Here is a 13,103-nt window from a genome sequence, read left to right as displayed (position 1 = left end):
GCTGTCGGTTTACGGGTTGCGGCCGACGCCGTGGAATTCGATCCAGCCCATGTAGCTGGCCAGGACGACCAGCAGGATCAAGGCCACGGACAGGGCGACGCGGCGGGTCAGCGCCTTGACGGTGCGGCGGCTCTCGCCCTTGTCGACGAGCATGTAGTAGAGGCCGGCGCCCAGGTTCCAGAGGATGACGATCAGAAAGGCAATGACCAGCAGGGTCTTCAACGAGTCGTTCATGGCGGCCTCCGATCGACTGCCGGCTGATGCGAGCCTGTCATTATCGCAGGCCGTGTCCGCCAAGTCGCCGGTGACGGGCCGATGAGTCGTCGCCGCAACCTGCTGGTCGGCTGGACGCTGGCGATCTTGACGATGGTCGGGTTCGTTAATCTCGGCCTGTGGCAGTCGCGCCGGGCGGTCGAGAAGCAGGGCATGCTGGATGCCGCGCAGGCGGTGCTGACGGCGCGGCGGCCGTTGCCGCTGTCGCTCGCGGCCGACCCCGCACGTGCGCGCGACTACGACTGGACACAGGGCCAGGGCGAGTTCGTCGACGCGCCGGCGGTGCTGCTCGACAATCAGCAGCACGAGGGCCGCACCGGTGTGCGGGTGTACCGGCTGTTCGCCGAAGACGACGGCATGATGCTGCTGGCCGACCTGGGCTGGCTGCCACTGCCCGGCGACCGGCGGATGCCGGCGGTGCCGCGTCCCGAGGGCCGGATGGCGGTGCGCGGCCTGCTGGTCCGGCCGCCTTCCGCCGGCCTGGTCGGCGCGGACGTCGAAAAGACGGACGATGGCGACAATCTGCTGGTGACGCGGCTGGATGCGCAGGCGCTGCCGTCGGCGCTGGGGCTGCAAGCCCTGCCGCCGCGGGTGTTGCGCTTGGACCCGCAGTTGGAGATCGGCTATCAGCGCGACCTGGAGCTGTTGCCCAACACCCTGCCGCCGGAAAAGCATCGCGGCTATGCCGTGCAGTGGTTCGCGCTGGCGCTGGCGGTGCTGGTAACCGCGCTGGTACTGACTTTCAGAAGAAAATCCACGAATCGATGAACGACACCCAGACCCGCAACCGCAACCGCACCGCGCTGATCCTGATCGCGGTCCTGTTCTTCGGCAGCATGGCCGTGGCCGGCCTGCTGCGTTTCTCCGGCTGGAAGCCGGAGGGGATGAAGAACCACGGCGAGCTGTTGCAGCCGGCGGTGGACGCCCGCGCCAGCGTGCCGCGCGACATCGACGGCGCCGACTACCTGTGGAACCCGGAGGCGCGTACCTGGCGCATCGTGGTCGCGGCGCCCACCGGGTGCGGCACCGAATGCGCCGAGGTCGCGCGCCAGGTCGAGCTGGTCTGGGAACTGTTCAACAAGGATGCCGACCGCGTCCACGTGTTGTGGCTGGGGCGCTGGCCGGAGGCGGTCAAGCGCCCGGGGACCCTGTTCGAGATCGCCGACGATGGCGGCCTGCGCGGCCACCTGCCGCAGGCCGATGCCGGCGGCGCGCCGGTCTACGTGCTCGACCCGAACGGCTTCGTGGTTCTGCGGTACGCTCCGGGCTTCGATCCCGGCGGCCTGCGCAAGGACATGGTCAAGCTGCTCAAGCTGCGCTGAGGGCCAGCGTCCCGCAGCGGGACCGTGCGCGGCCCGGCTGCGATCGATGGAAATGACCGACAGGCCCGCGTCCAACGGGGCCCCATGACAAGAATCCAATGAATACCCCATTCAAGGCCGCTACCTTCTCCAAGCACTTCCACCGCATCGCCTGGCTGGCGGTGGCGCTGGCGACCTGCGTGATCGTGTTCGGCGCCTTCGTGCGCCTGTCCAATGCCGGTCTGAGCTGTCCGGACTGGCCGACCTGCTACGGCCGCGCGACCTGGCCCGGCGCCAGCGCCGACGCGGTCGACCATGCCGCCTCGGCGATCCGTCCGTTCGAGTCGCACAAGGCCTGGCGCGAACAGGTCCACCGCCATCTGGCCGCGACCCTGGGCCTGCTGGTGCTGGCGCTGGCCCTGCTGGCGGCGCGAAAGCGGCGCTACGGCATGGCCCAGATCCTGGTCGCGGCCGGTCTGGTCGCGATCGGCATTCCGCTCTACATGCATGGCGAGCACGTCGCGGCATCGGCGCTGGCGATCCTCGGCGAGGCGATCCTGCTGGCGGCGGCGCTGCGCTGGAGCAATCTGGACCTGTCGCGCGTGGCGGCGCTGACCCTGGCGGTGATCATCTTCCAGGCCCTGCTGGGCATGTGGACGGTGACCTGGCTGCTCAAGCCGATCGTGGTGATGGGGCACCTGCTCGGCGGCCTGCTGACCTTCTCGCTGCTGTTGTGGATGGCCTGGCGCGCGACCGCCGCGCCGATCCGGCTGGCCGATACCCCGCAGCTGCGGCGCTGGGTGGTGCTCGGCCTGTTGCTGTTGGGCGTGCAGATCGCACTGGGCGGCTGGACCAGCGCCAACTACGCGGCGCTGGCCTGCGGCAACGACTTCCCGACCTGCGTTGGCCAGTGGTGGCCGCGTCACGACTTCGGCGAGGCCTTCGTGCTGTGGCGCGGGATCGGCGTCGACTACGAGGGCGGCATCCTCGACGGCGAGGCCCGCATCGCGATCCAGCTCGCCCACCGGATGATGGCGATGGTGGTGTTCGCCTACCTGATCGCGTTCGCGGTGCGGCTGATGCGCCTGCCCGGCATGCGCGGCTGGGGCGTGTTCGTGCTGGCGATGGCGCTGGTCCAGGTCGGCCTGGGCATCGCCAACGTGATGCTGAACCTGCCGCTGGTGGTGGCGGTGCTGCACAACGCCGGCGCGGTCGTGCTGCTGTTCGCGATGGTGTCGCTGCTGGCGCGCCTGGAGGCGCCGGAGCACTGATGACTTCCTCCACCGGCCAAGGCTTCGCGGCGACCGCGAAGCAGTACTGGGACCTGACCAAGCCGCGGGTGGTCGCCCTGATCGTGTTCACCGCGCTGGTGGGCATGTTCCTGGCGGTGCCCGGAATGCCGCCGCTGCGCGAGTCGGTGCTGGGCTTCCTGGGCATCTGGCTGGCGGCCTCGAGCGCGGCCGCGATCAATCAACTGCTGGATTCGCGGATCGACGCCAAGATGGCGCGCACCGCGTGGCGGCCGATCGTGGTCGGGCAGATCACCCCGGCCAGGGCGCTGGCGTTCGCGCTGGTGCTCGCGGTGCTGTCGATGACGGTGCTGGTGGTCTGGGTCAACGCCATCACCGCGATCCTCACCTTCGCCTCGCTGATCGGCTACGCGGTGATCTACACCGTGTTCCTGAAGCGGGCGACGCCGCAGAACATCGTGATCGGCGGCATCGCCGGCGCGGCGCCGCCGCTGCTGGGCTGGGCCGCGGTCACCGGCATGCGCGGCGAGTGGGACTGGCCGCATGCGCTGCTGCTGGTGCTGATCATCTTCGTGTGGACGCCGCCGCACTTCTGGGCGCTGGCGATCTTCCGCCGCGACGACTACGCGCGCGCGCTGGTGCCGATGCTTCCGGTCACCCACGGCGTCGAATACACCCGCTGGCAGATCCTGTTCTACACCGTGCTGCTGGTGGTGGTCAGCGTGCTGCCGGTGGTGTTCGGCATGAGCGGGCTGTTCTACCTCGGCGGCGCCCTGGTGCTGGGCCTGGTGTTCCTCGCCCATGCCTGGAAGCTGATGGACCCGCCGGACGAGTTCTACGCGATGCGGGTGTTCAACTACTCGATCGTCTACCTGATGGCGCTGTTCGCGTTCCTGATGGTCGATCACTGGCTGCTGCCGTGGCTGCACGCCGGCTGAGCGGGCGCTACTGGCGGAAGGCCAGCACCAGGGTGCGCAGCGCCTCGCGCGAGCCGGGGTCGCCCAGCGCGCCATAAAGCATCACGTCCTGGGCGGGAATCGGCGGTAGGCCCAGTTCCGCACCCACGTCGACCGTGCCGGAAGGGGCCGTGCGCTTGGCCAGCAGGGCCACCGCCAGACCTCCGGCGGCGGCAGCGCCCAGCACCGCCGCGCCCTTGCCGACAAAGACCTCGTTCCATGCGATCCCGGCCCGGTCGAGCGCCGCCACCGCTGCGGCGCGCACCCGGCAGAGGTTGCCTTGAGTGGCCAGCGGCAGCGGCTGGTGGGCGCGGGGCTGCCAGCGGGCCGCGGCGAACCACGAGAACTCCTCGGCGAACGCGGCTTGGCCGCGCTTGCGCCCATCGTCCGGACGTAGCACCAGCGCCGCATCCAGTTCATTGTGTTCGAAGGCTTGCATCAGCTCGCGGGTGCCGGCCACCCGCATTTCCAGCCGCAGGCCAGGGTGGCGTTCATGCAGTCGCCGCAACAGGCCCGGCAATTCACCGCCGACCAGTTGGTGGCTGACGCCGACCGCCAGTCGCCGCACTCCGATGGCGAACGCCTCGGCGGCGCGGTCGTGACTGGATACCAGTTCGCGTGCGGCCGCCAGGAAAATCAGGCCTTCGGCGGACAAACGCACGTGCCTTGGCGTGCGTTCCAGCAGGCGTCGGCCCAGCTGCTGTTCCAGCTTGCGCAGCTTCATGCTGACCGCGGACTGGCTGACGCCCAGAGCATCGGCCGCGCGGGTGAAGCCCTGCAGCTCGGCGACCAGGACGAAGGCCTTTACTGCGTCGACATCAAGCGATTTCACTCAAAAATTCGATTATGGAATTATAGAAACATCTATGGATGTCTTTTTGGAATGATACAGGCGACGTAGGCTGCCGTCATCGCCTGCTTTGGAGCCGCCAATGAAAGCCTTGATCACCATGACCCTTGCCACTCTGACTGGACTGGCCATCCGTGATGTACCCGAGCCGCCGGCGCCGGTTTCGCCGCTGCGCGGCACTTGGAACCTGCTGGCGGCGGACAAGATCCTTGCCGATGGCAGCCGCGTGCGTGATTACGGCAATGCACCGAAGGGGCGCTTGATCGTCGATGCGCACGGGCGCTATTCGCTGCAGATCTTCAAGTCCGAGCGCCCGCGTTTCGCTTCCGCCGGCAAGGCCGGCGGCAGCGGCGACGAATTCGCCGCAGCGGTGCTGGGTTCCAGCACCCACTACGGCACGATTGAATCGGACGCACAGCAGGGCGTCCTGCGGTTCCGCATCGAAGGGGCTTCATTCCCCAACTGGGAAGGTAGCGTGCAACAGCGCAGCTACACCCTGGAGGGGAACACGCTGAGCTACCGGGTGCCTCCGCGGCCGGACGGCAGCATCCCAGTCTCGGTATGGCTGCGGCTGGAGGAATGAGGCATGCCCACTTCGTGACCGATTCGCATCACTTGAGCAGATGCTGTTGCCAGAACAGCATCGTCGCGGCGGTGAAATGGTCGGCGTTGCTCTTCTTGCGGAAGCCGTGGCCCTCGTCGTTGAACAGCAGGTACCAGACCGGCTGACCGTTGCCGCGCACCGCCTCGACGATCTGCTCGGCCTCGGTCCAGGGCACCCGCGGGTCGTTGCGGCCCTGGGCGACGAACAGCGGCGATGTGATCTTCGCGGCGCCGTTGAGAGGCGAGATCCGGTCGAACAGCGCCGCCATCGCCGGGTCGCGCTCGTCGCCGTACTCGGCGCGGCGCAGGTCGCGGCGATAGTCCTCGGTGTTCTTCAGGAAGGTGCCGAAGTGCGAGATGCCGACGATGTCGACGCCGGCGCGGATGCGCTCGGGGTAGTGCATCAGCGAGGCCAGCACCATGTAGCCGCCGTAGCTGCCGCCGTAGACGCCGACGCGGTCGGCATCCAGCTCGGGCCGGGTCGCGATCCAGTCGAGCAGCGCGCCGATGTCGCGCACCGAGTCCTCGCGGCGGGGGCCGTTGTCCAGGCTCAGATAGGTCTTGCCGTAGCCGGCCGAGCCGCGCACGTTCGGCACCAGCACGGCGATGCCGAGCTCGTTGGCGAGGAACTGCGCGGTCGGGCTGAAGCCCGGACGCGCCTGGCTCTCCGGGCCGCCATGGATCTGGATCACCACCGGCAGCCTGCGCCCCGGTGCGGCCTCGGCCGGGCGGTAGTAGAACGCGGGAATCATCCGCGGCCCGCCGTTCCCGGCCTGGTCGAAGGTCGGGAAGTGGATCAGGCTGGGGGCGACGAAGCGGCCGGTGTCGAGGCCGCCGACCTCGCTGCGGGTCCAGCGGGTCAGGGTGCGCGCGTCGATGTCGATCACATAGGCGTCGCTGGGCGAGGTCGCGCTGTTGAGGGTCAGCGCCAGGCGCCGGCCGTCGGGCGAGAACGCCAGGCCGCCGAGCAGACCGATCGGCAGCTCGGGCAGCGCGACCGGGCGGTGCTCGGGCAGCGACAGCAGGTGCAGCCGGCCGATGCCGTCCTCGTTGCTGACGAAGGCCAGATGGCGGCCGTCGTCGGCGAGCGCGAACTCGCTCACGTCCCACGGGATGTCGGCGCTGAGGATGGCCGGCGCGCCGCCGGCCGGGTCGTGATGGCGCAGGCTGCGGAACTCCTGCGGCGCGCCGTCGACCGCCTCGTCGGAGACGTAGTACACCGCACGATCATCCGGCGCGTAGCGGAAGGCGCCGAAGGCGGCCTTGCCGCCGTCGACCGGAAACATCGTCAGCTCGCCGCTGTCGAGATCGACCTCGCCCGGATGGGCTTCGGCGATGGAGACGTAGCGGCTGACCAGCAGACGCTTGCCGTCGGCGGAGAAATCCAGGGCGCCCCAACTGCCGCCCTCGATGACCACCGCCCGGGCCTGGCCGCTGCGGGTGTCGCGCACCCAGATGTCGCGATCGGTGCCGTTGCGGGCGGTGCTGGTGTAGGCCATCAGGGCGCCGTCGCGGCTGAGCACGACCTCGTTGTTCTGGGTGCGTCCGCCATCGGTCAGCAGGGTGCTGCCACGGGTCCGGGCATCGAACCAGTACAGCTGCGAGAACTCGTCTCCACCGCTGTCCTTGGCGAACACGAAGCCCTGGCGCCAGGCCCGCGGCGGTGCCGCGACCATGCCGGCGAGCGGCTCGGGGTAGAAGGTCAGCTGCTCGCGCATGCCCAGCGGCTGGCACACGCGATGGGCCTGCGCGGTTTCGGCGAAGCGGGTCGCGACCAGCAGGCAATCGTCGCCGAGCCAGCCGGCGACGTTGGCGCCACGGGTGTTCTGGTAGCGGTTCAGGCGCTCGACCAGCGCGTCCGGGGTCGCCGGGATGTCCTCGCTGATGCGGTTGCCCTCCTCGACCCGGACAACGTCCTGGCCGGTGGCGGGTGCTGACTGGACGGTGGCGCTGACCACGACCAGGGTGGTGGCGAGCAGGGCGGTCTTGCGGATTCGAGCGTGCGGCATGGCGTGGCGCTTCCCCGGGGCGTTGGAACCGCTGAGCTTAGCGCGGGCGCCGCGGGGGCAGGTGAGCCATCGAATGGGTTGCGCTAGAGTCCGGACAGCATCCATCGGGGAGAATGGCATGTCGGACCGACGCGAGTTCCTTGGACAGCTCACCGCCTTGACCGCGGCAGCCGCGGCCGGCGTGGCGCTGCCGTCCCTGGCCATGGCGGCCGGCCCGCGGACGCCGGCCTGGCCACCCTACCGGGATACGGTCGCGATCGATGGCGCCTCGGGATTGATGCTGGTCTACCTGGAGGAGGGCGACCCGGCGATCGCGGGCGAACTGCGGGCCGCGCGCGATTGCGGACTGGCCGCGACCCTGCTTACCGTCGCCCCGGCCGGCCGCTTCTGGCTCGACGACGCCGCGTTCGAACGGGCCAGGGCCAACATCGACAAGTGGAATGGCTTGATCGAGCGCCATCCAGGCCACCTGGCCGCGATCCGCAGCCATGACGACCTGCAGCGGGCGCATGCGTCCGGTCGGGTCGGAATGATCTTCGGCTTCCAGGGCACCGAGCCGTTGGGCGAGGACATCGAGCGCATCCCGATGTTCCGCGAACTGGGCGTGCGGGTGATCCAGCTGACCCACAACCGCCGCAACCTGGTCGGCGACGGCTGCATGGAGCCGGGCAACGCCGGGCTCAGCAACTACGGCCACCAGGTGGTCGAGCGGCTCAATGCCGAGCGCATCGTGGTCGACCTCGCGCACGGCTCGCAGCGCACGATCCGCGAGGGCATCGCGGCCTCGAAGGCGCCGGTGCTGATCAGCCACACCGGCTGCCGCGCGCTGGCCGACCTGCCGCGCAACACCGCCGATGCCGAGCTGCGGGCGATGGCCGAGCGTGGCGGCGTGGCCGGGATCATCTTCTGGCCCTACCTGCGCACCGACACCCAGCCGATGGCGATCGACGTGGTCCGCCATATCGAGCACGCGATCGATGTCTGTGGCGAGGACCACGTCGGCATCGGCACCGACACGCCCATCGCGCCGGTGGAGCGCACGCCGGAGTTCGAGCGCAACAACCGCGAGTTCATGCGCGGGATGAAGGAGGACGGCATCTTCGCCAAGGACCGTCCCGACGACCTGTACACCTTCATTCCGGATCTCAACAGCGCCGACCGCTTCGACACCCTCGCCGCGCTGCTGTCCCGGCGCGGCCATTCCGATGCGCGCATCGGCAAGATCCTCGGCGGCAACTTCGCCCGGGTGATGCGCGAGGTGTGGGGTTGAGGGCCGCGTCGGGCTAGTTGTCGCCGGTGCCGGCGTTGCGCTCGCGCCAGAGCGCCGCCAGGGTCTGGCTCAGCTCGCGCTTCTCCTCGGCCGACAGCGCCGAGTTGCCGCCCTCGCGCATGCGGTTTCGCAGTTCCTCGTGCCGTTGCAGCAGGGTCTGGTGTTCGAGCCGGGCGATCGCCTCGTGGAACTCGGCGCGCCATGCGGCTTCCTCGCCGGGCAGCGACTGCGCCGCCAGCTTCTGCAGCGAGGCCTGCTCGTCGCGGTCGGCGAAGTGTTCGATCAGGCTGCCGGTGCCGATGTCCGGACGCTCGTAGACCAGTTGCAGCATCTCGCACAGCAGGTCGACGCCGGGTTGGCGCAGCGGCGCGAAACGGTAGGGCGGCAGCAGCTCCAGCCCCAGCGTCGGCGACTGCAGCAGCAGGGCGATCGCGCTGCGCACCAGGCTGCGCCTGGCCGGTGCCGGGCCGGCGCCGGCGCGCGCGCGATGCGCGGGGACGTGGGTGTCCGGGGTGCTGGCGCGGGCGCCGACCCCGGTCAGCTCGGTCAGCCGCTGCCGCATCAGGTCGGCGAAGGCACCGTCCGGAATCTGCGCCAGCAGCGGCTTGGCGCGCTCGGCCAGCCGGCCCTTGCCTTCCAGGGTGGCGAGATTGACGTCGGCGGAAAGCGAGTCGAACAGGAACTGCGACAGCGGAGTGGCCTGCTTCAGGCGCGCGTTGAAGCCCTCGCGGCCCTCCTGCCGCACCAGCGAGTCCGGGTCCTCGCCGTCGGGCAGGAACAGGAAGAACGCCTGGCGGCCGTCCTTCATCCGCGGCAGCACCGACTCGACCGCCTTCCAGGCGGCGGCGCGACCGGCGCGGTCGCCGTCGAAACAGAAGTGCACGTCCGGCGCGTTGCGGAACAGCAGTTCGGCATGGTCGGGGGTGGTCGCGGTGCCGAGGGTGGCGACCGCGGTGTCGACGCCGTGTTGGAACAGCGCGACCACGTCCATGTAGCCTTCGACGACGACGATGTGCGGGATCTTGTTGTGCGCCTGGCGCACCTGCCACAGGCCATACAACTCGCGGCCCTTGTGGAACAGCGGCGTCTCCGGCGAGTTGAGGTACTTGGGCGAGTCGTCGGCGTCGACCACGCGCCCGCCGAACGCGATCGTGCGGCCGCGCCGGTCGAGGATCGGGAACATCACTCGGTTGCGGAACTTGTCGTAGACGCGGCCGCTGTCGTTGCGGGACATCATGCCGCCGCGTTCGAGCAGGCGCAGCCGGCGCTCGTCGCCGCCGAGCGCGTCGCGCAGCGCGTTGAAGCCGGGCGGCGCGAAGCCGATGCCGAAGCGTTCGCGGATGGCGGCGTCGACGCCGCGGTCGTCGAGATAGGCCTGCGCCTTGGCGTTGCCGTCGAGCTGCTTGCGGTAGAAGCGGGCGCTGGCCTCCAGCGCCGCGTACAGGTCCTGGCTCTCGGGGTTGGCGTTGCGCTGCTGGGTCTCGCGCGGGACCTCCATGCCGGCGTGCCGCGCGAGTTCCTCGACCGCGTCGAGGAACTCGAGGCGGTCGTAGTTCATCAGGAAGCTGATCGCGGTGCCGTGCGCGCCGCAGCCGAAGCAGTGATAGAACTGCTTGGTCGGCGAGACGGTGAAGCTCGGCGAACGCTCGTCGTGGAACGGGCAGCGCGCCGAGTACTCCTTGCCCTGGCGCTTGAGCGGCACGCGCGCGTTGATCAGCTCGACGATATCGGTGCGCGCGAGCAGGTCATCGATGAAGGCGTCGGGGATGCGGGCCATGATCGGCTAGGATGCCACGCGCGGCGGCGGCTCCGGTCAGTCGGATTCGGGGCGGTCGGCGGCGTCGGCGGAACTGGCCGCCAGGCGCCGCAGGGCCTCGCCGTCGATCCGCTGCACGGTCCATCCGTCCATGCCGACCGCGCCGATCCGGCGATAGAACCCGATCGCCGGGGCGTTCCAGTCCAGCACGCTCCACTCGAAGCGGGCGCAGTCGCGCTGCACCGCCAGCCGGGCCAGGTAGGCGATCAGGGCATGGCCGACCCCGCGGCCGCGGAACTGCGGGCGCACGAACAGGTCCTCCAGGTACAAGCCGCGCCGGCCCTGCCAGGTCGAGAAGTTGTGGAAGAACAGCGCGAACCCGGCCGGCTGGCCGTCGGCCTCGGCGATCATCACCTCGGCCGCCGGCTGCGCGCCGAACAGCTGCGCCTCCAGCAGGGCCTCGGTGGCGAGGACCGCGTCGGGTTCGCGTTCGTACTCGGCCAGCTCGCGGATCAACGCCAGGATCAGCGCCACGTCGGCGCGGACCGCGGGGCGCAGCACCACGCCCGGGTGCGCGGTGGTCACGGTCTGCGTCACCGCGCTCAACCCGCCAGGCGTTGCTTGACCAGCTTCGAGACCAGGCCCATGTCGGCCTGGCCGGCCAGCTGGGGCTTGAGCACGCCCATCAGCTTGCCCATGTCGGCGGGGGCGCTGGCACCGGTCTGGGCGATCGCCGCGTCGACCGCGGCCAGGATCTCGGCCTCGCCCAGCTTGGCCGGCAGGTAGCGCTCGATCACCACGATCTCGTCGCGCTCGACCTGGGCCAGGTCCTCGCGGCCGGCACCCTCGTACTGGCTGACCGAGTCCTTGCGCTGCTTGACCATCTTGTCGAGCACGGCGAGCACGGCGGCGTCGTCGAGTTCGACGCGCTCGTCGACTTCCTTCTGCTTGATCGCGGCGTTGACCAGGCGGATCACGCCCAGGCTGTGCTTGTCGCCGGCCTTCATCGCGGCCTTCATGTCGTCGGTGAGTCGTTGCTTGAGGCTCATGGTCATGGCATCGGGTCCGTAAGGAGGGAAGGGAGAGGCGCCCAGGCTGGGCGCGACAACACAAAAAGCCGGCAGCGCTGGGCGCGGCCGGCTTCTTGCGGACTTCGGCGGCTCAAGCGGCGCCCAGGACCGGAGTCCCGGGCGGCTGGCGACCGCGCGCCGAGGATCGAGCAAGCCCGAACGGGCAGGCCGACCCGGCGTGCCTGGATCAGTACAGGCGCTGGCGCTTGGTCACATCGCGCGAGGCGCGACGGGCCTGACGCTTCACCGCCGCGGCGGCCTTGCGCTTGCGTTCCTGGGTCGGCTTCTCGTAGTACTCGCGCTTGCGGGTCTCGGCGAGGACGCCGGCCTTCTCGCAGGTGCGCTTGAAGCGGCGCAGGGCAAACTCGAAAGGCTCGTTTTCGCGGACTTTGACGCTGGGCATGTGGTATCTCGGTACGGGAACAGGCCCGGTCCTTCCGGGCGAGCCGCGTATGATAGCCGTATCGGGCCCTGCGCCGCAAGTCGCCCCAACGACGGACAATGGGCCGTTGCCCTTTAGCCCGTTGTGGGAGCGGCGTGAGCCGCGACCGCGCTTCCCGCGAAACCCATCGCGGCTCACGCCGCTCCTACGGCCCCCAGCCCCAGCCCCAGCCCAGTTAATGAAAGTCCTTGGCATCGAAACCAGTTGCGACGAAACCGGTGTGGCGGTCTACGACACCGACGCCGGCCTGCGCGCGCATGCCCTGTACAGCCAGATCGCCCTGCACGCCGAGTACGGCGGCGTGGTGCCCGAGCTGGCCAGCCGCGACCACGTCCGCAAGCTGCTGCCGCTGATCCGCCAGACCCTGGCCGAGGCCGGGTTGGGCATCGAGGATCTCGACGGCGTCGCCTACACCGCCGGTCCGGGCCTGGTCGGCGCCCTGCTGGTCGGCGCAGGCGTGGCCCGCGCGCTGGCCTGGGCGCTGGAGGTGCCGGCGATCGGCGTCCATCACATGGAGGGGCACCTTCTGGCGCCCCTGCTGGAGGACGGCCCGGCCGGGCGGCCGCAACCGCCGTTCGTCGCCCTGCTGGTGTCCGGCGGGCATACCCAGCTGATCCATGTCGAGGCGATCGGCCGCTACCGGCTGTTGGGTGAGACCCTCGACGACGCCGCCGGCGAGGCCTTCGACAAGACCGCCAAGCTGATGGGCCTGCCGTATCCGGGCGGTCCGCAACTGGCGATGCTGGCCGAACGGGGCCGCCCGCAGGCGTTCCGCTTCTCGCGGCCGATGACCGACCGGCCCGGCCTGGATTTCAGCTTCAGCGGGCTGAAGACCCAGGTGCTGCTGGCCTGGCGCGACAGCGACCAGTCCGACCGCACCCGCGCCGATGTGGCCCGCGGCTTCGAGGATGCGGTCGTCGATACCCTGGCGATCAAGTGCGGGCGCGCGCTGGACGCGTCCGGTTGCGACACCCTGGTGGTGGCCGGCGGCGTCGGCGCCAACAAGCGGCTGCGCGCGAGGCTGCAGGCGATGGCCGAGCAGCGCGGCGGCCGGGTCGCGTTTCCGCGGCCGGCGTTCTGCACCGACAACGGCGCGATGATCGCGTTTGCCGGGGCGCTGCGGCTGCGGGCCGGCCAGCACGACGACGCCTCGGTGCGGGTGACCCCGCGCTGGGACATGGCGTCTTTGGAGCCAGTAGTGAGTGGATGAGTAGCGAGTGAAGAGGAGTGAGAAAAGGCATTGGGTCACCGGCAGCCGCTGGATCGAAACCGGTGCAGGAATGACAATGCCCCTGGCAGCCCCCTGAGCTTTTCTCTCGCTTC

The 13,103-nt window shown here is 69.9% G+C and carries 14 protein-coding genes; 7 read left to right on the top strand and 7 right to left on the bottom strand.

Going from position 1 to position 13,103, the window contains the following annotated elements; translation table 11 throughout:
• Positions 1-9: 9 nt before the first annotated feature.
• Positions 10-234: a twin transmembrane helix small protein gene (locus C9I47_RS16495; protein WP_111267731.1), complete on the bottom strand. Its 225-nt coding sequence runs from the start codon at positions 232-234 to the stop codon at positions 10-12.
• 81 nt (positions 235-315) lie between these two features.
• Between C9I47_RS16495 and C9I47_RS16490 the strand changes: the two genes are divergently transcribed.
• The 4 genes from C9I47_RS16490 to C9I47_RS16475 all read left to right on the top strand — a co-directional run bounded on the left by C9I47_RS16490 (position 316) and on the right by C9I47_RS16475 (position 3,762).
• Positions 316-1,041, top strand: a complete 726-nt coding sequence (locus C9I47_RS16490; RefSeq protein ID WP_111267730.1) for an SURF1 family protein — start codon at positions 316-318, stop codon at positions 1,039-1,041.
• Positions 1,038-1,595 carry a hypothetical protein gene (locus C9I47_RS16485; protein ID WP_111267729.1) on the top strand — a complete coding sequence of 186 codons (558 nt, stop codon included), beginning with the start codon at positions 1,038-1,040 and terminating at the stop codon, positions 1,593-1,595. The genes C9I47_RS16490 and C9I47_RS16485 overlap by 4 nt, the downstream gene beginning before the upstream one ends.
• A gap of 98 nt (positions 1,596-1,693) precedes the next feature.
• A complete protein-coding gene (locus C9I47_RS16480; RefSeq protein WP_111267728.1) occupies positions 1,694-2,845 on the top strand; it encodes a COX15/CtaA family protein in 1,152 nt (383 codons plus the stop codon).
• On the top strand, positions 2,845-3,762 hold the full coding sequence (locus tag C9I47_RS16475) for a heme o synthase (RefSeq protein WP_111267727.1): 918 nt from the start codon (positions 2,845-2,847) through the stop codon (positions 3,760-3,762). The genes C9I47_RS16480 and C9I47_RS16475 overlap by 1 nt, the downstream gene beginning before the upstream one ends.
• 7 nt (positions 3,763-3,769) lie before the next feature.
• Here the strand turns inward: C9I47_RS16475 and C9I47_RS16470 are convergent, their stop codons facing one another.
• Positions 3,770-4,612 carry a LysR family transcriptional regulator gene (locus C9I47_RS16470; RefSeq protein WP_111267726.1) on the bottom strand — a complete coding sequence of 281 codons (843 nt, stop codon included), beginning with the start codon at positions 4,610-4,612 and terminating at the stop codon, positions 3,770-3,772.
• 100 nt (positions 4,613-4,712) lie between these two features.
• On the opposite strand from C9I47_RS16470, the gene C9I47_RS16465 reads away from it, so the two are divergent.
• A complete protein-coding gene (locus tag C9I47_RS16465) occupies positions 4,713-5,213 on the top strand; it encodes a lipocalin-like domain-containing protein (RefSeq protein ID WP_111267725.1) in 501 nt (166 codons plus the stop codon).
• Between the two features lie 28 nt (positions 5,214-5,241).
• Here the strand turns inward: C9I47_RS16465 and C9I47_RS16460 are convergent, their stop codons facing one another.
• Positions 5,242-7,242, bottom strand: a complete 2,001-nt coding sequence (locus tag C9I47_RS16460; RefSeq protein ID WP_111267724.1) for a S9 family peptidase — start codon at positions 7,240-7,242, stop codon at positions 5,242-5,244.
• Positions 7,243-7,360: 118 nt separating this feature from the next.
• Between C9I47_RS16460 and C9I47_RS16455 the strand changes: the two genes are divergently transcribed.
• The gene (locus tag C9I47_RS16455) at positions 7,361-8,512 is read left to right on the top strand and encodes a dipeptidase (protein ID WP_170288253.1); all 1,152 of its coding nucleotides are present in this window, start codon (positions 7,361-7,363) and stop codon (positions 8,510-8,512) included.
• A 13-nt stretch (positions 8,513-8,525) separates the two neighbouring features.
• Here the strand turns inward: C9I47_RS16455 and dnaG are convergent, their stop codons facing one another.
• From dnaG to rpsU, 4 genes are all read right to left on the bottom strand, one after another.
• Positions 8,526-10,289 carry a DNA primase gene (gene dnaG / locus C9I47_RS16450; RefSeq protein ID WP_111267722.1) on the bottom strand — a complete coding sequence of 588 codons (1,764 nt, stop codon included), beginning with the start codon at positions 10,287-10,289 and terminating at the stop codon, positions 8,526-8,528.
• Positions 10,290-10,325: 36 nt separating this feature from the next.
• Entirely contained in the window at positions 10,326-10,865 is a 540-nt protein-coding gene (locus C9I47_RS16445) for a GNAT family N-acetyltransferase (protein ID WP_223250194.1), read from the bottom strand.
• 5 nt (positions 10,866-10,870) lie between these two features.
• Positions 10,871-11,317: a GatB/YqeY domain-containing protein gene (locus C9I47_RS16440; RefSeq protein ID WP_111268207.1), complete on the bottom strand. Its 447-nt coding sequence runs from the start codon at positions 11,315-11,317 to the stop codon at positions 10,871-10,873.
• Positions 11,318-11,525: 208 nt separating this feature from the next.
• Positions 11,526-11,741, bottom strand: a complete 216-nt coding sequence (gene rpsU / locus C9I47_RS16435; RefSeq protein ID WP_111267721.1) for a 30S ribosomal protein S21 — start codon at positions 11,739-11,741, stop codon at positions 11,526-11,528.
• Positions 11,742-11,958: 217 nt separating this feature from the next.
• Between rpsU and tsaD the strand changes: the two genes are divergently transcribed.
• Positions 11,959-12,990 carry a tRNA (adenosine(37)-N6)-threonylcarbamoyltransferase complex transferase subunit TsaD gene (gene tsaD, locus C9I47_RS16430; RefSeq protein ID WP_111267720.1) on the top strand — a complete coding sequence of 344 codons (1,032 nt, stop codon included), beginning with the start codon at positions 11,959-11,961 and terminating at the stop codon, positions 12,988-12,990.
• Positions 12,991-13,103 lie beyond the last annotated feature (113 nt).

It is taken from the genome of Marilutibacter maris (assembly GCF_003233695.1).
In the GTDB taxonomy this organism is placed as follows: domain Bacteria; phylum Pseudomonadota; class Gammaproteobacteria; order Xanthomonadales; family Xanthomonadaceae; genus Marilutibacter; species Marilutibacter maris.
This window is presented reverse-complemented; position numbering and strand designations above follow the sequence as displayed.

What these genes read in the sequence shown, in the direction of transcription:
- C9I47_RS16495 (WP_111267731.1), bottom strand. Translation starts at nt 234, where the DNA reads ATGAACGACTCGTTGAAGACCCTGCTGGTCATTGCCTTTCTGATCGTC.
- C9I47_RS16490 (WP_111267730.1), top strand. Translation starts at nt 316, where the DNA reads ATGAGTCGTCGCCGCAACCTGCTGGTCGGCTGGACGCTGGCGATCTTG.
- C9I47_RS16485 (WP_111267729.1), top strand. Translation starts at nt 1,038, where the DNA reads ATGAACGACACCCAGACCCGCAACCGCAACCGCACCGCGCTGATCCTG.
- C9I47_RS16480 (WP_111267728.1), top strand. Translation starts at nt 1,694, where the DNA reads ATGAATACCCCATTCAAGGCCGCTACCTTCTCCAAGCACTTCCACCGC.
- C9I47_RS16475 (WP_111267727.1), top strand. Translation starts at nt 2,845, where the DNA reads ATGACTTCCTCCACCGGCCAAGGCTTCGCGGCGACCGCGAAGCAGTAC.
- C9I47_RS16465 (WP_111267725.1), top strand. Translation starts at nt 4,713, where the DNA reads ATGAAAGCCTTGATCACCATGACCCTTGCCACTCTGACTGGACTGGCC.
- C9I47_RS16460 (WP_111267724.1), bottom strand. Translation starts at nt 7,242, where the DNA reads ATGCCGCACGCTCGAATCCGCAAGACCGCCCTGCTCGCCACCACCCTG.
- C9I47_RS16455 (WP_170288253.1), top strand. Translation starts at nt 7,361, where the DNA reads ATGTCGGACCGACGCGAGTTCCTTGGACAGCTCACCGCCTTGACCGCG.
- dnaG (WP_111267722.1), bottom strand. Translation starts at nt 10,289, where the DNA reads ATGGCCCGCATCCCCGACGCCTTCATCGATGACCTGCTCGCGCGCACC.
- C9I47_RS16440 (WP_111268207.1), bottom strand. Translation starts at nt 11,317, where the DNA reads ATGAGCCTCAAGCAACGACTCACCGACGACATGAAGGCCGCGATGAAG.
- rpsU (WP_111267721.1), bottom strand. Translation starts at nt 11,741, where the DNA reads ATGCCCAGCGTCAAAGTCCGCGAAAACGAGCCTTTCGAGTTTGCCCTG.
- tsaD (WP_111267720.1), top strand. Translation starts at nt 11,959, where the DNA reads ATGAAAGTCCTTGGCATCGAAACCAGTTGCGACGAAACCGGTGTGGCG.